This window comes from Mycoavidus cysteinexigens (assembly GCF_003966915.1).
GTDB lineage: Bacteria > Pseudomonadota > Gammaproteobacteria > Burkholderiales > Burkholderiaceae > Mycoavidus > Mycoavidus cysteinexigens.
In genome coordinates this window covers 2,199,143-2,219,877 of record NZ_AP018150.1, presented here as the reverse complement: position 1 = coordinate 2,219,877, position 20,735 = coordinate 2,199,143, and the positions used below count along the sequence as shown (strand labels likewise).

Annotated in this window: 12 protein-coding genes and 3 pseudogenes; 7 read left to right on the top strand and 8 right to left on the bottom strand. The window is 45.8% G+C overall.

Going from position 1 to position 20,735, the window contains the following annotated elements:
* Positions 1-7: 7 nt before the first annotated feature.
* Positions 8-958 (bottom strand): hypothetical protein, encoded by a 951-nt coding sequence (locus tag MCB1EB_RS09420; RefSeq protein WP_045364870.1) that lies wholly within the window; start codon positions 956-958, stop codon positions 8-10.
* A 348-nt stretch (positions 959-1,306) separates the two neighbouring features.
* Between MCB1EB_RS09420 and MCB1EB_RS09415 the strand changes: the two genes are divergently transcribed.
* Positions 1,307-1,567, top strand: a complete 261-nt coding sequence (locus MCB1EB_RS09415; protein WP_126354009.1) for a hypothetical protein — start codon at positions 1,307-1,309, stop codon at positions 1,565-1,567.
* Positions 1,568-1,832: 265 nt separating this feature from the next.
* Here the strand turns inward: MCB1EB_RS09415 and MCB1EB_RS09410 are convergent.
* Positions 1,833-2,132: pseudogene (locus MCB1EB_RS09410) on the bottom strand (IS110 family transposase); the annotation flags it as partial.
* A gap of 113 nt (positions 2,133-2,245) precedes the next feature.
* Here MCB1EB_RS09410 and MCB1EB_RS09405 point away from each other — a divergent pair.
* Positions 2,246-2,629, top strand: coding sequence for a hypothetical protein (locus tag MCB1EB_RS09405; RefSeq protein ID WP_045364878.1), 384 nt, complete (start codon positions 2,246-2,248; stop codon positions 2,627-2,629).
* Between the two features lie 228 nt (positions 2,630-2,857).
* Here the strand turns inward: MCB1EB_RS09405 and MCB1EB_RS12115 are convergent, their stop codons facing one another.
* Positions 2,858-2,995 (bottom strand): hypothetical protein, encoded by a 138-nt coding sequence (locus tag MCB1EB_RS12115; RefSeq protein ID WP_161566216.1) that lies wholly within the window; start codon positions 2,993-2,995, stop codon positions 2,858-2,860.
* Between the two features lie 112 nt (positions 2,996-3,107).
* Here MCB1EB_RS12115 and MCB1EB_RS09400 point away from each other — a divergent pair, with 112 nt between their 5' ends.
* The 3 genes and pseudogenes from MCB1EB_RS09400 to MCB1EB_RS09390 all read left to right on the top strand — a co-directional run.
* The gene (locus tag MCB1EB_RS09400; protein WP_045364881.1) at positions 3,108-7,115 is read left to right on the top strand and encodes an NACHT and WD40 repeat domain-containing protein; all 4,008 of its coding nucleotides are present in this window, start codon (positions 3,108-3,110) and stop codon (positions 7,113-7,115) included.
* A 298-nt stretch (positions 7,116-7,413) separates the two neighbouring features.
* A complete protein-coding gene (locus MCB1EB_RS09395; protein WP_126354008.1) occupies positions 7,414-8,433 on the top strand; it encodes an IS110 family RNA-guided transposase in 1,020 nt (339 codons plus the stop codon).
* Positions 8,434-8,725: 292 nt separating this feature from the next.
* Positions 8,726-8,995, top strand: a pseudogene (locus MCB1EB_RS09390) (IS110 family transposase); the annotation flags it as partial.
* Between the two features lie 286 nt (positions 8,996-9,281).
* On the opposite strand, the gene MCB1EB_RS09385 reads toward MCB1EB_RS09390, so the two are convergent.
* From MCB1EB_RS09385 to MCB1EB_RS09370, 5 genes and pseudogenes are all read right to left on the bottom strand, one after another.
* Complete coding sequence (locus tag MCB1EB_RS09385; protein ID WP_045364887.1) at positions 9,282-13,538, bottom strand: HEAT repeat domain-containing protein; 4,257 nt, start codon at positions 13,536-13,538, stop codon at positions 9,282-9,284.
* A 427-nt stretch (positions 13,539-13,965) separates the two neighbouring features.
* Positions 13,966-14,703 (bottom strand): IS21-like element helper ATPase IstB, encoded by a 738-nt coding sequence (gene istB / locus MCB1EB_RS09380; protein ID WP_126353829.1) that lies wholly within the window; start codon positions 14,701-14,703, stop codon positions 13,966-13,968.
* Positions 14,693-15,460, bottom strand: a complete 768-nt coding sequence (locus MCB1EB_RS12265; RefSeq protein WP_197721977.1) for a Mu transposase domain-containing protein — start codon at positions 15,458-15,460, stop codon at positions 14,693-14,695. Before MCB1EB_RS12265 ends, istB begins: the two co-directional genes overlap by 11 nt.
* A 60-nt stretch (positions 15,461-15,520) precedes the next feature.
* The gene (gene istA, locus MCB1EB_RS12260; protein ID WP_197721976.1) at positions 15,521-16,189 is read right to left on the bottom strand and encodes an IS21 family transposase; all 669 of its coding nucleotides are present in this window, start codon (positions 16,187-16,189) and stop codon (positions 15,521-15,523) included.
* A 113-nt stretch (positions 16,190-16,302) separates the two neighbouring features.
* Positions 16,303-16,683: pseudogene (locus tag MCB1EB_RS09370) on the bottom strand (IS110 family RNA-guided transposase); the annotation flags it as partial.
* 670 nt (positions 16,684-17,353) lie between these two features.
* Between MCB1EB_RS09370 and MCB1EB_RS09365 the strand changes: the two are divergent.
* Entirely contained in the window at positions 17,354-18,115 is a 762-nt protein-coding gene (locus MCB1EB_RS09365) for a tetratricopeptide repeat protein (protein ID WP_045364890.1), read from the top strand.
* A gap of 48 nt (positions 18,116-18,163) precedes the next feature.
* Entirely contained in the window at positions 18,164-20,713 is a 2,550-nt protein-coding gene (locus tag MCB1EB_RS09360; RefSeq protein WP_045364893.1) for a hypothetical protein, read from the top strand.
* The last annotated feature ends 22 nt before the right edge of the window (positions 20,714-20,735 follow it).

The following is a 20,735-nucleotide window of genomic DNA, read 5'->3' as shown; positions in this document are numbered from 1 at the left end:
TGGCGATTTATAAACCTTGGCGACGGCCGCCATACATGGCGCCTAAACTGCCAAAAAAAGCACCGAAAAGCCACGATACAGAAAACCAAAGCGCTGCATAGGAAGACGCTTTGCGCACCTTGTCGGCGGATTCCTTCGCAGTGACCTCGACCTCCTTGAGCTTCGCCTGAACCTTGTCAAAGATAGCTGTCACACGCTTTTCGGCATCGGCTTGAGCCATGCCTGTGCGTTGCGCAACCAATTGGGCAACGTAGCGCCTATCTTCTGAAGGCAAAATTTTCGTTCGGATGCCATTGGAAAGGATACGAATCACTTCAGAGTTGGAATTGGCCGAGTTGATTTCACTGCCTGTTGACTGGGCTGAAAATGAGCCCGATGATGCGCTCATGTCCTTGCGAAAAAGCGCATCGACAAAGTAATCCATGTTCTCACCAAGGGAAGGAGCAGCGTTCTTGACTACGGCCCCTCCAGCGTTGGCAACAGTGCCAGCTACTGAGGCAGCCGCTTCGCCGCCTCTGGTGACAATAGAGCTGATCGTTGTAGTTAGCAATGCTGCGGTCAATAGCGTCGCTACGGCCCATGTAATGAAACCATGCGCTGTGTCGCGAAAACATATCTCGTCCGTTTGCACGACCATCCATTTCGTCCGCAGGCGACCGGCCAGATAGCCGCCCACACCAGACGCCGCTATTTGCGTAAAAGTAAGCCACAAAATAGTCGACATACCTATCGCCGCCGTGCTGGCGCCTTGGTTTGACCACGGCGAGATGGATGACAAGCCGAGGCCCGTGCCAAGCATCAGAAGAATCAAAGAAAGCGCTGCTGCCGCGACTGCGCCTGCAAAAATGGCACCCCAAGAAACGCCTGAGGTGATGGGAGCTATCTCAGCTGAATGAAGGCTGGGTGCTGTCTGGCTGCTCCCGCGTGGGGTTGTGTTGGCTAAGTTTGGTGTACTCATCTTTTCCTCTATCGTGAATTCAAAGCATTAAATACATCTACTACCTTCAAAGCATCGATCGTAGTGCGTTTAGCCTTACAGATCTCTTTGAAATTCTTTGATCTCATTCAGGATCAACTACTTTTTCCCAACGTTTTTTATATTAGTCAAAAAAGTTGCGTTAACTCAATCCGAATATCCTATCTTATTGCTTTTTCAATGCTTATGGATGAATAAAATTTCTATTCTCTAAATATGTGTATTTATAGCCACAATTCACCTCAATATGGCGTTTATGGTCCTGCTGAAATTTTTCTAAATTTCTTTTATAGATACGCCCCCTTTATCCTTTATGCGCTCAATCACAGCTTGAGACGCTTCGATAGCGTCATAGCCGAACTCAATAAGCTCAATAAGCTCAATAAGCTCAATAAGCTCAATAAGCTCAATAAGCTCAATAAGCTCAATAAGCTCAATAAGCTCAATAAGCTCAATAAGCTCAATAAGCTCAATAAGCTCGATAAGCTCGATAAGCTCGATAAGCTCGATAAGCTCGATAAGCTCGATAAGCTCGATAAGCTCGATAAGCTCGATAAGCGCTTTGAGAAAATTATTTTCTGTTCCTTATAAAAATGTGAGAAAAAGACCACGCTATAGCTAAAAGTGAGCTTTTTTCTATCAAATTAAAAGATCTAGATGGCTAATACATTTTAATATAACACCATGCTGTGATTTATCAATGGTAAATGCCCTCGAATTTTTGGGATTGAATTGTTGTGCTTTTTGGTCTATGGCCGGCGCTTGATGGTATTGTTGTTCCTCCGCTTTAATTTCATTCCCTTGCTTTTGATGTCTCAACGCTTGTTAAGGGATGGTGGAGATACCGTCTTTTTAGTCAAGCGATTTTTCCATAATTTTCATCATAGGGCACGCGCGATTTAAGTACATCGAAACAAAGATGCACAAGTTTGCGCATGCAGGCGCCGAGAGCAGACATAGCCGATTTACCAAGGGCGCGTAATCGTTCATATAGTGCTTTGACATAGGCGTTATAACGCATAGCAACAATGGCTGCCATATAAAGCTTGGTGCGAATTTCTGGAGAGCCAGCCTTAGAAAGTCGGACACGGCCAAATACTGAGGAACCTGATTGCCTCTCCACGGGTACTAGACCAAGATAAGCGGCGAGTTGCTTGGTGAGTGAGTTTGCATCACAGATAGCCTCATGTGGTGGTAGCTAACCACCACAGATAAAATGATACAAGTTGACTCCATTTCGAACTAATTGATGGAAACCATTTATTGTCTATGAAATGGAGTCAATTCCATGGGAAGATTGGTTGTTCTAGCCGACAAGTGAGAAGCATTTGCTGGAAAAAGAATTCTCCCGGCCAATATCTGATAACTGGTAGTGAAGATAAGTCCGTACGGGAGTGGGAGGTGATAAAAAGGGGAAAAGAATATAAAGCCGTACTGCGCTGGAGTTCGGGGCATGCGGTTCTTACGGTGGAAGATACAATAATCGAAGGCGTAGAAGGATTAAGTGAAATGAATCGGCGGCTATTAAAGCAGCGCCGCGCATTGTTGTTTGAGAGGGAGGAAGGTGTCCGATCCTCTTTTGGAGAATCCTCTAGCAATACTTTGAAGGGAATTATTCTGCTGGTGAGCAATATAAAAAAATGTGTTTTCTGATGTAAAATTTCTGAAAAAGGAAAGATCATTTAAGCATTTTAAGAAAGGGGTCTGAAGCCATATTTTCGTTTGTGTTAGACGTCTAGATTGTCAAATTTTTTGAAAATGGTACCTAAGAATTAATTGGATGGTTTGAAGTTTTTTAAATGTAAAAGCCCGATGAATCTTATTAATGAATTTGCTACATATGCTAAACGCTTGTAATTCAAGCGCCTGTTCACGCCACTGCTAGCAGGTATTGGCGTTATAGACATTGACCTCGGCCAGCTTAGGCAGCGTAATCCTGGAGTGGCTTTGGTCGAATTCGGGAATCCAGATAAAAGTAAAAATAGCGAGACTGCTTTCAGAGTTTTTGGTATTGCCCATGCTGTCGTAATTTGGGGTAGATAGGTTTTATTCAGTGAAAGCTGAGTTTTTATCCGATGGTGAATCACTCAGATATAGGTTAAATACGAATTATTAAAAAGGGGTAGCCAGCATGTCGCCGATTAATCCAAGCCAAAGTACTCTTCCTTCCTTAGCTTCATATTTACCTCGATTAGCTTCATCTTTTTCTGATGCGGGAGCCCAAATCCATTCAGCTGCTGAGATTTATGATGCGGTAAGATCTGTCATGCAGATTAATTATGGTTTGATTAATATCCCAACCGTTGGTTCGCATAACGAAATTACAGTGCATTACCACTCAACAGGCTCAGATGCTCAATTATTACGAGAAATTCTGAGGCCACTGCAAAGCATGGCTATGCAACCGAATAATGCACCTCTAGCTAGTTTAGGTATCGAGGGGCTACAAAAAAAATATTTAGAAAGCCTGCAAAAAGACAGAGAAATCAAAGATGCGCTGGCAATGTATGTCGCGCCGGAGTGTACTTTAATTACAAATACAAAAGAGCGCTTTAGTTTGGAAGCGAAGGTGAGAGATTTCTTAATTTCAAAAGAAAAGAAAGTGCTGCTCTTGTTGGGCGTAGCGGGTTCTGGAAAATCAACCTTTAATCGATATTTGGCGCGAAGCTTATGGGAAGCTTATGACAGAGAGGCCAATAAGTCCGGCCAAACTCCTATTCCATTATTTATTTCGCTATCGAGCTTAAAGGAGCCGAATAGCAATCTTATTTTAGAATATCTAAAAAAGGAGGGTTTTACAAAAGATAAGATAACTGATTTAAAAGCGAATTATCGTTTTATCTTTATTTTAGATGGCTATGATGAGATTAAAGATCGCACTCGCCTATTCTATATAGAAAATGAACTGGATGAATGGCGAGCAAAAGTGATTATTACCAGTCGCCCGGAATATTTAGGAGATCGATATGAACGCCAGTTCCACCCAAAAGATCAGGCGTACTTACTTCAAACCTATCAACTCGCTCCATTCTCTGATTTATCGATTGAGGAATATGTAAACAAATATAAGTGCACATACCCAGAATTAGAAAAGAGTGTCGCGGAGCATGGAGAAATTCTAGAGCGATCTGAAGTTAAAGAGTTGATACGCAATCCTTTTTTGCTCAAATTGTCCTTGAGCGAATTGCCTGTTTTGGCCGAGAAGTACAAGGCGAGTAATCAACATATTACTCGCCTTGCATTATATGATCAATTCGTAGAGAGCTGGTTTGAGCGCTCGCAAGATCGGTTAAGTGGTATTCGCTTATCTGATGCAGAACAGAAAGCATTTCATTTTCTGAATAAAGCTTTTGCTAAGCATGGTACAAAATTTAGTAAAGATTTGGCAATAGAAATGTATCAGGCTGGATTGGTGCATGTGAAGTATTCGGAGCAGCTTTCCTATGACGAATCTAGCGCGGCAACGCAAGATTGGCGAGATAAGTTCTTTAGTGACAGTAATGAAAAGATTAAATTATTACGCTTTAATGCACCGCTGATCTGCCGAGACGAACAATTTGAGTTTATCCATAAATCAGTTCAGGATTATCTAGTGGCGAGATCGTTGTGGGAGGGGCTTGCCGCTGTTGACAAGATTGAAGCTTTTTCATGGTTCAACCGATTAAATATTGTGAATGATCCAACAGTATTGCTGTTTTTAACAGAACGCGTACAACAAGAGCCGCGGTTAGAAGAGCGCCTTTTAAGGGTGATTGAGCAATCTAAAGGGGAAGAAGGGGTGCAGTTTGAAAGAGGAGCGGCGAATGCGATCACGGTTTTAGTCAGAGCGGGGGTACAGTTTAATGGTGAAGATTTTAGTGGAATTCATATACCGGGTGCGAAATTAATGCAAGGAGTATTCGACAGTGTTAACTTTAGTGAAGCTGATTTAAGTAACGTGCATTTAACTGGAGCGTGGCTAAGAAATGCGAAATTTGATCGTGCCCAACTAAGTGGGATAGAGTTTAATGAATTTCCTGCTTTGAATTTTCCTGATTCTGTGAATACGTGCCATAGTTGTTATTCGCCTGACGAACGTTGGATAGTAATAGCGTTGAATAATGTTATTGAGATTTATGATGCTAGAACATTAATGCCCCTACATGTTATTAATGGTCATGAAGAGGAGGTTAAGCATATTGAATTTTCTCCGGATGGGAAATACCTAGTTTCTGTGAGCCATAATTACAGTTTTGCAGAGTATAGTGGTTCAGGGCCAGCGATAACTTATGGTAATGGAGGATTCCCAGAAGGGTATAGTGGAACGGACACGATTAAATTTTGGTCAATTGGATTAGATGGCTTCAATTTATTAAAAACCATTACAAAAAGTTTTGGACAGATTAATGGCATCTCGTTTTCACCTAATGGAGCTAAATTAGCTTCGGGTAGCCATAATGGAATTCTTCGGTTATGGGGGGTGAAAGATAACGATATCAGGCCGTTGAAAGAATTTCAGAAGCAGTCTAGAGCGGTTAATAGTGTGGCATTTTCCTCTGATGGCAAGCTGCTGGCCTCTGGAGGGTGGCCAGGATGGGGATTTTGGGAAGATGATGACAATACTAATATCAAAATTTGGCTTGTTGAGGGTGATAGCACGATGCCGCTAGCAGCAGTAAGCGGGCATAAAAATGACATTGAACGCGTCGTATTTTCCCCCAGTGGCAATGATACTCTTTTGGCTTCTGTCGGATCGTATTTAGATAAGACTGTGAAATTATGGTTATTTGAAGATAATAATCTACGTCTCTTGAAAACTTTTGAAGGAGGATACCATCGTATTAAATTTTCTAAAGATAGTGGCTGGATTGTTTCGGCTGGCAATGATAATGAGGTCAAAGTATGGCCTGTTCAAGGAGAAAGTGTAATTCCTATCAGAGAATTTCGAGGCCACCGTGCGGAGATTGAGAGCGTTACATTTTCGAATAATGATACTCAAATTCTCTCAAGTAGTAATGAAGGCATGGTTAAGCTTTGGTCAGTTGGAAATATTGACGAAAAATTTTCAAGTACTTCTATAGGCCATCGCGCCTATGTTAGGCATATTGCCTCCGTATCTAATGGTCAATTCGCCTCTTGCAGCGAGGATAATGTAGTTAAACTATGGTCTATATCTGGCAATAAAGCGGCTCTTCTCAGAACTTTCCAAATGCAAGGTAACTGGATTGATAGCCTTGCATTTCTGTCTAATAAGAACGTGTTACTTGCAACTCGGAATAATAGAGGTTTCAGTGAGCGTGATTTGTTGATTTTTTTGATAGCGGGGAGTGGGAATCTAAAACTTCTTGGAACTCTACCGCATCGTAATATGGTTGGAAATCCTGCGACTTCGTGTAGCGGAAAATATTTCTACTACGCGGGGGAATTATGGGCCATAGAGATGGAAAGAGCCGTTCGTCGGAAAAGTTTTAGATATCTTTTTTATACAGCTTCTGCATTTTCCCCAGATGAGACTTTATTGGCTCGAGCTCCTGAGGGAAAGATGATTGAATTATTGGAAGTAGAAGGGAACAAAACTACTCCTCTAAAAATTTTTAAAGAAAAAATCTCTCAGCGGCTCGAATGCCTATTATTTTCACCTGACCAATCTTTGATTGCTTTAGGAGGTCATTCATATACTATTGATTTATGGTCTATAACAAAAGGAACCCAAGTACAATCTTTAAAAGGACACACGAGTACGGTGGTCAGTATTGATTTTTCCTCAAAAGGAAATTTATTAGCTTCAGGCAGTTTAGACGATACAGCCAAGATATGGGATATCGCTTCCGGCACATGTTTGGCGACACTTGGAGGTGCTGGTTTTTTCATTGAATCCGTAGTTTGGTACGAAACCGACGAGGGCAAGTATTTATTGACAGGGGGAAGGGATCATATTATTCGCCTCTGGCAAGTATTAGAAGAAGGGCATCGAGTTATTTTCCGGTGGGCTTCGCATCAAAATAGATTGACGCTTGATGGAGCTTCTATAGAAGGGGCGCAAGGATTAACGTCATTCAATCAAATGTTGCTTGAGCAAAAAATGGCAAAAGGCAAGCCCGCCCCTGTACCACTCGATCAACAAATAATTATGAGATCCTCATCACCTGCTTATGCTTGAAGCAATATGGGTGTCCATAATAAAAATCCAGCTATTTTTTGGACGTTGACAGTGCCACATAATGTATCGAAGTTGAATGAATAGGTGATTAAATCGCTCGAAGGAGTTCAAGGTGTGTGCCACACGTAATGAGATGGTCCCTTCCACCTTCTAAACTTATGAAGTTAGAAGAATGTAATGAACGCCTCCCACCAGTCTGTAGGGCGAATGGAAGAGGACCCTCCAGGCCGACGGCATCAGAGTGCCTAAAATGGAAGATCACGAAGATTTTCTTCACAGGCAAACAGGAGAGTCCAAAATGAAGCTTACAACAGTCGGAATTGATATTGCAAAAAATGTGATGCAGGTGCACTACATAGACATAGAGACAGGGGAAATAGTGAACAAGCCGATTAAACGCGCGAAGTTCCTTGAGCACTTTGCCAATCGGGAGTCCTGTTTAATAGGCATGGAGGCATGTGGTGGAGCCCAACACTGGGCTCGGCAATTGATCCTAATGGGACACCAGGTGAAGCTGATGCCAGCGAAGTTTGTGAAGGCTTTTAATGTGCGTAATAAGAATGATGCAGCGGATGCACGAGCCATCTGGCTAGCCGTGCAGCAGCCAGGTAAGGCAATTGCCGTCAAGACAGAAGCGCAACAAGCGGTGCTGGCGTTACATCGAATGCGTCAGCAGTTGGTGAAGTTTCGCACGATGCAAATAAACGGTTTGCACGGTTTATTGACTGAATACGGTGAAGTGATAGGAAAAGGGCGAGCCGCGCTGGATAAAGCGATGCCTATTGTGTTGGAAAGGATAGCCGATCGCCTGCCAAGCATGTTGCTTGATACGTTACGAGAACAGTGGAATGGGTTAAAGCAGCTGGACGCGCAAATCGCTGAAATCGAGAGACGGTTGCGTGAATGGATGAAAGAAGATAAAGCAGCCAAGGCCCTGATGGAGATACCTGGGGTTGGGGTGCTCACCGCGAGTGCTGCCGTTGCAACGATAGGGGATACGAAAGTGTTCAAGTCAGGTCGAGAGTTTGCGGCCTGGATTGGTCTGGTTCCCAAGCAAACAGGCTCAGGCGGCAAAGTGAAGTTGCAAGGCATCAGCAAGCGTGGTGATGTGTATTTGCGTACCTTGCTCATTCACGGAGCGCGTAGCGTGCTCGCACATGCGAAACAGCCAAGCTTATGGGTTGAGCAGATGCTCAAACGGCGTCCATTGAATGTTGTGGTCGTCGCGCTCGCCAACAAGATGGCTCGAACTATTTGGGCACTATTGGCTCATAACCGGTTGTACCAAACAGACTACGTTAGCGTTAAGCCTGCATAAGCAGGCCGCACGGTGTAGAAAGTTTATCTTTATTTTTTAAAGAGTGACACCTCCAAAGGTTGCGCAGGCATTTCAAATGGGATGACAAAACAGGTTGGACCGGGACTCACTAAACCTGCATGATGGCCAGAGCTTTAAGTTCGCTCGAAGAATGAGGTGTGAGTCAGCGAATTTCATCGGGGCCCGCAGCTTTAGTATCGGCTGCAAGAGGTCGAATATAGAGCTGCAGCCTAACCTATCTGTCTGAACTTAAGAAAAGTTTGCTCAAACGGGAGGCGTTCATATAGCCATCATGGATAAAGTGAAGCTGGTAGGTATTGATCTGGGTAAAAAGTTATTTCGCGTTCATGGACAACACAAGGCTGAATGGATGGCACTTTGCAAGAAGCTCACCCGTAAGCAATTGCTTGAGTTTTTCAACAATTTTCAGACTACTATGGTGGTTATGGAAGCGTGTGCAGGAGCGCACCAGATGGCTTGGGAGTTGGTAGAGTTTGGGCATCAGGTCAAGCTAATCCCCCCGCTATTTGTCCGTCCGTTTGTCAAGAGCAACGAATTAGATGGGTAGCGATTGTTCGAAAACCTTGGGATCACAAAAGGAATGTCATCGCACCTTCCCCAAGGCTTTTCGTTACTGCCGCAGCAGGATATAAATGTGTTTCAGATAAAGTCATTTTTTGTTTAAATGGGGATAAAAAAGGTGCAGATCAGACATTGCAATTTAGCTGCTACAACCAAAAATATCTCGAATGAGAGTTATGTTAAATCAGACGATTCTTTCGTAGCAAAAAACCGGTGAAAATTTTTTGCTACGCGAGCCGCTCCACGCCCTCCTTTCGACCTTGAGACTAAGCTTCCTTTAGCAACAGTCCGCCCTTGATTTGCACTGCTTCAAAAGCCTGTATGATTTTTTCTAGCTTAACTTTTTCTATCCGGGCTGTCTGGCCTGCCCCCCTTTCTGTATAAAAATGAAGCCGATCATCTTGAACATACAGTGGAGCTCTGTGTTTACAGCTGTAATTGAACAAACATTTCGTATAGAGGGTCTCAATCTGGTTAGGCGACAAACCGGGCAGCACAGCGTAAATATCCTCAAGATGGTTTAATAACGCTCTCGCTAACACAGGCCTAATCGTATCTTCATGCTCAAAAGCACCGATCAAGGCCTGTACACCGGCATCTGACAGCGTATTCTGGCTGTCTAACGCCCTCGTCACCACATACCTGATATCCGGATTTTCATGCTGCAAAGCGCCGATCAAGGCCTGCACGGCGGCATCTGGCAGCGTGCTCCGGCCACGTAACGCGATCCCCGCCGAAAATCCGGTAGTCTTATGTTCATCCTGTAAAATGTTAATTAAGGCATGCACGGTGGCATCTGACAGCGCGCTCTCGCCATCTAAGGTACTCACTGCCCTATATCTGACTTCCTTATTTTCATGCTGCAAAGCGCCGATTAAGGCCTGCTCAGCGGCATTTGACAGCAGACTCTTGCCTTTTAATGCCATTTCTGCAATACAACTGACCTCATAACTATTTTGATCTTGCAAAGCTTCGATCAAGGCCAACACAGCGGCTTCGGACAGGGAGTCCTTGCTTCCTAAAGCCCTTGCCGCCTTGAACCTGACATACTGATCTTGATCCTGCAAAGCGCTAATCAAGGCCTGCGTAGCGACGACAGATAGCGTGCTCTGGTATTCTAACGCCCTCCCTGCCGCAGACCTGACAGTGCAATCTTCATCCTGCAAGGCACCGATCAAAGCCTGCACTACGGCGTCAGACAACGTACTCGGGCCTTCTAACCAACTTGCTACGGCACGCCTTAAACCTCTACTTTCATCCTGCAAAGCACTGATCAAGGCCTGCTCGTCGGCTACGAACAATGTGCGCCGACCTCCTAACGCCCTCGATGCCGCATCCCTGACATCTGCATCTTGATCCTGTAATGCGCCAATTACTATGGTCCGCATGGCGGCTTTAGGCAGCGTATCACGGCCTCTTAACGCCATCACTACCGCATCCCTGACATTCTCATTTTGATCCTGCAGCGCGTCGATCAAGGCCTGCACCGCGGTGTCAGATAGAATGCTTTGTCCTCCTAATGCTTCGGCTGCCTTGGACCTGACATTCTCATTTTGATCCTGCAAAGCGCTAATCAATGCCTGAACGGCGGTGTCAGATAGAATGCTCTGACCTCTTAACGCTCGGGCTGCCTTGGACCTGACATTCTCATTTTGATCCTGCAAAGCGCTAATCAATGCCTGAACGGCGGTGTCAGATAGAATGCTCTGACCTCCTAATGCTCCGGTTGCCTTGAACCTGACATTCTCATTTTGATCCTGCAGCGCGTCGATCAAGGCCTGCACCGCGGTGTCAGATAGAATGCTCTGACCTCCTAACGCTCCGGCTGCCTTGGACCTGACATTCTCATTTTGATCCTGCAGCGCGTCGATCAAGGCCTGCACCGCGGTATTAGATAGAATACTCTGGCCTCCTAACGCTTCGGCTGCCTTGGACCTGACATTCTCATTTTGGTCCTGCAAAGCGCTAATTAAGGCCTGCACGGCGGCATTTGACAGCGTGCGGCGTTCTAACGCCGTGGCTGCCGCAGACCTGATATTCTCACTTTGATCCTGCAAAGTGCTGATCAGCTCCAGCTCGGCAGCTTCGGACAGCGTGGGGCGTGCGCCTAATGCATTAATAATCTCGCTCTTTATGTTATCAGGCTGATCTAACAATGCGAGCAGCAGATGCTCCGGGAAAGCGCTTTGTCGACCCAGCTTGCTCTCGTACTCACCATTGCTCAATTTCCTCTCGAAATTAAACCCCCTCATAAACGCTTTTTCTAATCCAAGCACGGCCTCTGGGTTCAATCGACTCCGCGCTTCGTTTAAACATCCCATTAACACCTGCTGGTGACGTCCTCCGATCAGGTCTCGCGGCGATTGCTCAAGTACATCAAAGAAATTCTCGAGCGTTGCGCCCTTGAGTAAACCCGCCACCATCCACCATACGATCTCATACCGCGGATTGTATTTATGTGTGGCGATAAATGCTTCCACTTCATGTCGCTGCGGCATGACGCTTAAGTCCTTTTGCCCAACGGGGGTAGAGGATTCTTCCACTTTTGTATACGCCTGTAGATGCCCTGCCAAGAACTTCGCCGCAAAAAACTCCTGAAACGTTAAGTGAAGGAAATGATACTGTCGCTCCGATTCAGGCCGATGCGCATCCGCTGTATGTAAATATGACGTTTTTTTCAGATTCGTCGTAAAATTCAGCGGCAATTTCCGCCCTGTTTGAGCGCTTCCGTTTAATTCTTTCCTACGCTGACTGAGCTCTTCACGACTGAATTCAATTTTTTCCGTCTCCAAGCCTTTAAACGCTAAATAGCCTAGATAATCGATTTCAGCCGTCATCAATTCTGCCAGATCCGATTCTGATAAATCTTCAATGACCTCCACCCCTAATACCTTTCCTTTTTCTTCTTTCTCCAAACGCACACTGTCTTTACGCCATAATTTGTCCACCATCGCCTCGTACAGTGTCGACATCGTCACCGTTTTATTCTGAGGAATCTGATCCCAGCTATAACACAGTGCATCGAGTTGAATCGGAATATTCACCAGTCCCTGAATCAACGGAGTCTGGTTGATAAACTGTTGAATCGCTGCTTGATTCGGTCCAGGCGCAAATTTTTCAATATAGGCCTGTACATTGGCCGGACTAAAACCGACTGTTTCCAACTCCAAATCCAACTCCCCCAACAGTTTGGCATCCACCCCGGCAGGTCGGGAGGTAATCACCACATGCGCCTGATTGAGTAATATATGTAAAAAATCTTTTAAAGGCCTGCCGTCGTTAAGTTCCCCGACGACTTCGTCCAAGCCATCTAAGATAAACAGTGTTTTGGCCTGATGTGTGTAAAAAGTCTTGGATAGTGCCTGCGCTTGGCTCATTTCATAGCCCGCAAAATACTGAGTGCAGAGCAAATCTTCTAAACGTTTAGGGGCATGCGTCTTCAGTTGTCGTAAAGGAACCCACAAGACGCAATCGAATTGATCCTGCCAAAATGCATGGTTCTGATAGTCATACACCAATTTTTTACACAAGGTGGTTTTCCCAATCCCTGCTCGACCTTGAATTAAGATCCGTTTGGGAGTACCTTCTGAACCATCGCGTAATTTTTGCTTCTCAAACAGGCGCTCTAACGCAATTAACTTGTTTAGATTCGTCGACTCAAGCTGCTGCCGCTCACTGCTGGGCAAACGTTCGAAAGACACAGCTTTCTTTTTCAACTCTTCTTTGTCTTTTTCACGTTGCGCCTGACCTTCTACAATCGCCAGATTGATATAACAGTCTTCCAGTGAGGCGGTCTCACCCGATATACGCTGAATCGACAGATTAGATAATTGGTAGTGCTGATAAAGCGCATTGCGCAAGCTGTCTAACGAGACCGCATGAGGCTGCCTAGCCTCTGAATTCGGTGAATAGTAATGCACGTTGACCGTGTTATTCTTGCCCTGGACGGGCGCATTAATCATACCTTGGCAGTTTTGTACGACAATCTTTCCTTCGGGATTGCCTGCTTGAGTAGAAAAAGGCAAAGAGTCGGATGCCGAATTGTTTGTGAGGAGTGGTAAAAATGTGTCTGACCTCGCGTTTTGCTCAGACACATTTCCTTTAACCACTTGCACAGTTTCTCGAAGCACTTGCTCGGATTGGGCGCTCAGTCCTTGAGCCAATAAATATTGACTGTGACAAAGGCCAATGTTTTTAAGTAAGCCCTGGACTTCGAGTTGATCCGGCTCTAATCTAGATGCATCCAGTGCGTATCTTTGGGCATGTTGATAGGCATTGCCTGCCTCAATCATATTACGCTGTTTTTCCAACAAACCTGCATAATCCAAATGGATCCGAGCGAGGGTTTCAGTTGAATTTAATTTTTCTGTCACACGAAGTGCCTGTCTGTAGCAGGCTTGAGCCTTATCCAGCGCACCTTGTTTTTCATACTCCAGCGCTTCTTTGTAAAAATCCGTTGCTGATTTATTAAAATCACGTGTTATTCCCCAACCCGCTCTCCATATTTGCCCTAGTAGCTCCATTTTTCTTCCTTTAGCTTATTTGACTTAAGGAGTGCGGCTTGTACCTCGCACCTATTTTTTATCCATTGGGCGATATTAGCAGAGCAAAATGGTCCTACACCTCTCTCTGGTGAAGTGTGGTGAAACGCCGACGCTCAACGCACGGAGTAGCTTTTTTCCTCTCATTAAATTTCACTATGTAAAAAATTAATTAGGGGCCTTGTTTGATAACGCCTATTAGCAACCTTGCAGTTGCTTCGTAAAAACCGGGATTTTTAAGAATAAGTTGATTTTGGTAAGGGTAATTAGTCCAGTGGGAGAGAAGCTGTAATTCGTATGCCACTTTGGGACTAATTTAGAGCCATGCCATGCGTTTTTACTCACTGGCTGTCAAACAGCGTCCAAAATTTGCCAGTAAACAGCGCCGAAAAGTTTCCAGTTAAGGGACTCAATTTGAAGGGATATTTCGATGTTTGAAACGGTAAGATTGATTGCCAGTTTCCAGGATATGGCAATGGTGAGTAATACGATCTAAGAGAGCGGTGGTCATTTTTGCGTCACCGAAGACCTGTACCCATTCGCTAAATGAGAGATTGGTCGTGATGATTAAAGAAGTTTTCTCATAAAGCTGTCCGATGAGCTGGAATAGCAGTGCGCCACTGGAAGCGGGGAAAGGCAAATAGCCAAGCTCGTCAATGATGAGAGCATCAATCTGTGTAAGGCGTTTGGCTAGGTTACCTGTTTTACCGAATTGCTTTTCGTGTTCGAGCGCGTTGACCAATTCGACGCCGTTGAAGAAACGGACCCGTTTTCCGGCATGAATGGTGGCCACGCCCAGCGCCGTTGCAAGATGAGTTTTGCCCGTTCCACACCCGCCGACTAGGATCAAGTTATGTGCGGCATCGGTGAAGTCGGCCGTGGCGAGTTGCTCGATGACGGCTTGTGACAGAGGCGTTTCTTGCCAATTAAAGCTGAGTAAATCTCGATGGATAGGAAAGCGTGCGGCTTTAAGCTGATAGCGTAAACGGCGTAATGCTCGATCTGTTTGCTCAGCGGCGATCAGGCGTTCTATCCAAATTTCAGGGCGATGAATGAGTTTTGGCTTTTCGGCTTGTAACTCGCTCCAGGCCGTGGCCATGCCATGCAGTTGCAATGCGGTGAGAGTGGCGTGAATGTCAGTGGGCATGGGTTTCTCCGAGCAGGTGGTCATAGCGCTGGCAATCTGCTAGGGGTTCTAGCGTTAAAACAATACCATCGGGCCATTCAAGCGAAGTGGGCGGACCCGGGTCGGTCAGTCTGCGCATTTCGTTCATAATGATGGGGGCCGTCACTGTACCGGCTTCTAAAGCACATTCACACGCCACGGTTAAAGCCTCCAGGCCGACTTTCTGAGCCAACAGGAGCAGTTCGACAAAGGCACGATCCCCCTTAGGGCGCTTCAGCAGGCATTTCCGTACCGCTTGAATGGGAAGCGGTAAATCCCACTCAACAAAAGGCACACCATTGCGTAAGGCACCGGGTTTCTTCTCTAGCACAGGCAGATAATGCCAAGGATCGCAGATGAGTTGGTCCCGCCCAAAGACTCGCTGGTGAGTCGCAACGACCTGAGCCTGGGCTACCACTTGGATTGGGTTGGCGCTTATATGTACAGACACGGCTTGTCTGGCAAAGCGAACCGGAACGCTATAACGATTTCTATCCACGTGCACCAAGCTGGTGTTTGAGACGCGCATCATCTGTTCAACGTAACCTTCAAACGGGGCGATGATTGGACGTAACACGCGTTGTTCTTCTTGGAAACATTCGTTGATAGTGCGTCCACGATGGCAGGGGTGTTTGCGTTGAGCGAGTTCTCGGCAGCGTATAGCCAGCCAGTCATTGAGTTCGACCAGATTAGAAAAGCGCGCAAGCGGCGTGAATAGCCATTCCCGTACATTGCCCACCTGATTCTCAATTTGCCTTTTCTCCCAGCCTGCGGCTGGCGTACAGGCGACCGGCTCGAATCAGTAATGATTGGCTAGAGTCAGAAAACGCCGATTAAATTGACGCTCTTTACCGACTAAAATGGTATCCACCACCGTCTTAAGATTATCGTAGATGATTCGGTTGGGCACGCCACCCAGAAAAGCAAAAGCCTGTCTATGTGCATCGAATACCATCTCTTGGGTTTCGCGCAGATAGGCTATAACAAAGAGCTGACGGCTATACGCCAGCCGAAAATGGGCCACCTTAACTGTTTGCCCAACGCCCCCTAATTCGACATGCTCATGGCTCCAATCAAATTGGCAAGCGTCAGCAGGCTCAAATACGAGGGGTACAAAAACTTGTGTGACTCGCGGCCCTCGAGCCTTTAGTTTCCAATCCTTAACAAAGCGTTGCACGCTGTCGTAAGCGCCCGGGTATCCCATTTCTTGTAACCCTTCAAACAGTCGACGAGCGGTACGACGACGGCCACGGGGAAACTTGGCTTCCTGTTCTAACCATTGCTCTAGTTGTCCTTCATAAGCACCCAATTGGGGCCGTATCGGCTGTATTCGATCGTACTTGGGCTCCTCTACCGTCTCAATATGTTTGCGCACTGTCGGACGCGATAGACCCATCTCTCGTGCTATCGCGCTGATGCTCTGCTTTTGTACTTTGTATCGACGTCTTATCTCGTAAATCATTTCCATGTAAAACACTCCAGTTTCCCCGGCAAATTCGCCGGATCTTTGCATAAATAGGATGGAAACTTTTGGACGCTGTTTCCTCTCCTAAACTGGTAAGTTTTGCACGCTGTTTTACAGCCCTGACGCACTCGATGCAGCGAAAGTACTGCTTGCTGCTCCAGATTTTTTATCGGTACAAATCGCATGTTGGGTCGACTCACGGCTTCGCAGATTGCCTCGGCGTCAGCCATATCATTCTTGTTGGTCTTGACATAGGGCTTGACGAACTGTGGTGCCATGAGCTTTACCGTGTGGCCCAAACTCTGTAGCTTCCGTGCCCAGTGGTGTGCGCTACCACAGGCCTCCATGCCAATCAGACAAGTGGGTAGGTTGGCGAAGAATTCAATCATCTGGCCACGGTTTAACTTCTTCTTAAGTACTGTTTTGCCAGATTTGCCTACGGCGTGCAATTGGAACCATGTCTTTGCTAAATCGATGCCTACTGTTGTGATCTCCATGGCGAATGCTCCTGTCTATCAATGGGTGAGATTGAACTCCCATTTTGGCACATCATGATGCCGTTCAAAGGGGGGAGCGTCCATCCCATTGAGTCCGGAGAAAAATTGAACAAAAGCTAATAAAAACAACAGGATAGCCATTTTCTTGCTTCGGAGCAATAGCTAAATTAGGGCTTTTTAGGCCTTATTAGGGCGAATTAAGCATAAGTTTTCCGAAGCAGATTTTGAAATAGAATTGTGCGAGAAAATTTCGATAGATAGCCTCAAGGCCAAGGTAGCAAGGATCTGTGGGACCACGTAAAAGAAAAATGCACAACTTGTGTTTTCCAACGAGTTAAAAATAAGAGGGGGTAAAAATGCTTTCAGAACTTACAGCAAGAGTCGCAGAGTCATGGCAACCTAAATTCATTAATTACTATGGAACGCGGATGGGAATGTCTTGCTCTCTTTTATAAATAACATTTTTTTATTAATTTTGATAAGCTATTTAAAAAATCAAAACGCATTTTTGGTGAACTATAACTACAATAATAATCGTCAACAAATTTTAAGAATGCAGCAGAATAAAAAAGTTGACGAGTTATAAACAAATCCGTTTCAAATTGTTTTTTGAAGGGTGTATTTATACATTTTAACATTCGATCAATACCAAATGAGGTAAGGAGATTGTATGAATAACACTGTAAACACAACTTTTTCGACGTCAACAAATATCACTACTTTATCGTCTTTAAGCCCTTTAGAACAAGGCAAATCTGCTTTAAGACGTGCTGAGTTAAAGCGAGAGCAGGACCCAGTGACTACGCTGGATTCGTTAGATATAGCAAAAAGAAAATTTAGTGATGTGCTCGCTCAGAACAAAAAATTCTCTTACGACGAAAAGCGCGATATTCAAGCTAGCCTTGCCCAGGCTTGCTTATTAAGGGGAGATATTTTAAGAGATTTTGGCAGGATAGAAGAGGCGCGGGCTGATTATATGGAGGCGCGGCGGTACGGGGCGCAAGAGGCAGAGCAGAGATTATCTTCCTTATCGCCTTCCGCACAAACGACGGTGAAAGAAGAAAAGAAAGTAAACGCCAACCTACAAGTGGTAAGCGGTTTGGCTAACATAGCAATAAAAAGTTCAGGAAACATCAACAAGTTACATTACAGTCCAACGGATCGAGATTTGCCGTTATTGAAGGAAAGCCTAGAATACCACTCTGAAGACGTTAATGCTGCGGTCTCTATGGTTAGCCAGGTACCATCTGAAAAATTGGGGGATATTGTATTTCAATCTACAAGGGGAGTAGCTAATTACACGATATCTGGAGATAGGAACGACACTACCGTAATATATGGTTCGAGTAGTACTTTTGAAGCAACTTCTAATGTCAGCGTCCCAGGTGGCACAAAGTTAGAATCCAAAGAGTTACCGCCACTCCCTAAATAAGATGAGGAAAAATAAATTTAAACTCTATTTGGACATAGGAGTAATAAGATGATAAGTTGGGGAAAAGTCGATGCTGCGGTTGCTTTGCAACGAGGTGAAGTTTTTCGAAAGAGCGCTCAGGAACACCTCAAGACTGCTCGTGAGCACGGAGAGAGCAAGGATAAGGAGTTTGACTGCGCGCTCAGCCAGTTCAATCGAGCGAAAAGCGCGTTTAAGAAGGGCACCCCACGTACTCAAGAGATCAACACCGCCATTACCACAGTCTATGTGGAGCGAGGTGATCTTTATCAGGAGCGCGGTCAGCTCTCTTTAAAAGAAGAAGATCTCGCGCGTACTCATAAATTATTTACACGAGCCCTCGAAAGTTATGAGAAGGCCACTATTGAACCGTACAATTCGCGTGTGAATGAGGTGAAGCAGAAAATAGCTGTATTAAAGCTTCCCAACACGCCGGCTCCTTGGCAATCTATCTTAAAAGTAGAGGAAGCCAAAGGTTCGATCAAACAACAGTTTTCATCTACATCTCAGCCCATCGCAAGCTTTTTTAAGCTAGATCAAAATTTGACACTGCCTGCACTCGGCAAAATCTATGACCCTGTAACTGATCCCGATCAGCTTGTCGACACCAGGCATTTAGCTTGGTGTTTGCAACAAGGCTATCTTTCTGAAGCACAAGAAAAACAGTTTAAGCAACTCGCCCGCAGCATATTGGAAGCGTTTGCGTGCACTGAAACCAAAGACTACTTCGAATTGGTACGAGAAATTGTGCCGCTCGCATCGATAGCGGATATTGAATTGTACCAGCAGTTAATTGGCCAAACGGTGAATGCATTGTCTGCGAACCAGTCAGTCTCGCTGAATGTATCGGTGGCGCAAGGACTGGCTGTGATTCTCCGGCACTGCCCACAAGCGCTATTGAGCCAAGTGCGTTCCGGGGATTTAGTGGGCGCACTTGAAGTTCTTGGAGCGCGCTTGGATAAAGTGCATAAAGAAGACAATAAGGTCCAGTGTCAGACCTTGCTGCAAACGACTTCGCAGTTGCTGGATGTGATGACGTGTTTGGGGGTGAGTGGCATCAACCGCGAGGGAGTGCAAGCTCCGCTCTACGCCACGTTCTATGGATTAATTGATCATTCTGACCCAGCGTTGGCCTGGCAAGCGCGCTATGCGCGTCAGGCATTGGCGCATATTCCCAATGATGAAGCCGTTTGGCGGAGCGTATTACGTCACACCTTTAATGTAGGGATGGGCGTTTTAAACTTGGCCGCTGCGGTTAAAAATCTTGATGTGGATAAATTAGAGGAGTCTCTGGGCCGATTCGAAGAAGCATTTACAGGCGTGCGCGAGGTAGCGCTCGCGATAGGCCAAGTCGGCGATGCAGCAAAAGTTACCGTCGAGGCATTGACGACGGCATACCAATCGGCTAGCGAAGGGGTTGAGCAGTTCAACCGCCCGCATGGATGGTATGGAGCGCTACGGTTTATTGATCTGTTGCTTGAAGAAAATCAGTGGGTGGCATTCGAGAAACTCGCGCGCGACTCTCGGTATCGTAAGGACGAAAAATTCCTGCAAGGTTTATGTCATCGTCTAGAACAAATTGCCCGCACGCACCCGGGTACCGAAATGCAAGAAAGCGCGGAGCAATTTTTAGAAAGCCTTATGCAACACAAGGATTACTGGGGCGGGCACGAGCGCGTTGTAAAGATGGCAGGGGCCACCTTACAGCGCTTAAGGCAGCCTCTACCAAAGGGTGGCCAGGATTATGTTCCTGTCTGGTCTTCTCTCTGGCAGGAGCCGTTAGGCACCGAATTGTTAGATAAGGTGCGGGGGGATATTCGTCTCAACCAGATGCCCGCCAAGCTAGAAGGAATCAGCCTTATGTTAGAGCAGCTGCCTAACCTCAAGCAACAAATGCAAGCCATATTAGAAAGTCAGATGCAGCAGACGCAAGAAAGGATAGAGCAGCGGATGCAGCAAATGCAGAGTCTGCTAGAGCAACAAACGCAATTGCCGCTTCCTGACTTAGCCTCATTGACTATTTTACTGACGGATCTTAAAGAGCAGAAAGGCGTTTATTTAGGGAACTTAGAGAAGAGCGGTGAAATTAAGGTGGCGCTTGAGATGTATAGAGCGATGCAAGGTCATACGACGACTGAATCAGCCCGATCCTTTGGTTTAGACGACGCGGCGACCGTTCTCTTTGCTTCCAACGAAAAAGTAAGGCAGATATCGCAGCAGCTCGAAAAGATGAAGTACGAAATGGTACCCATGCTGTTTGAGCGTGAGTTGAGACAGCGCACACAGTTGCCGTCAGAAAAAAGGGGGAAAGTTCTCATGCAAAGAGCAGAGGGCTTGGCGAATATAGTAATAGAGGGCTCGGGTAACATCAGCGACGTTTCTTGCAACCCCACAGCCGTGGACCCGCAGTTGTTAGCGGCCAGCCAAACGCAGCCCACTCCAGAGGTGGCTGCTGAACTCTCTGGGCTCGCGCTGCGCTCTCAGGCACAAGGGGGGGAATTTGTGTCTCAATTCACAAGTGGCGTGGGTAACATCGCTATATCAGGCAAGGGTAACAGGAGCAAAATGAAAGTCGGGTAATGCTCCCGCAGCGGTTTCTGAT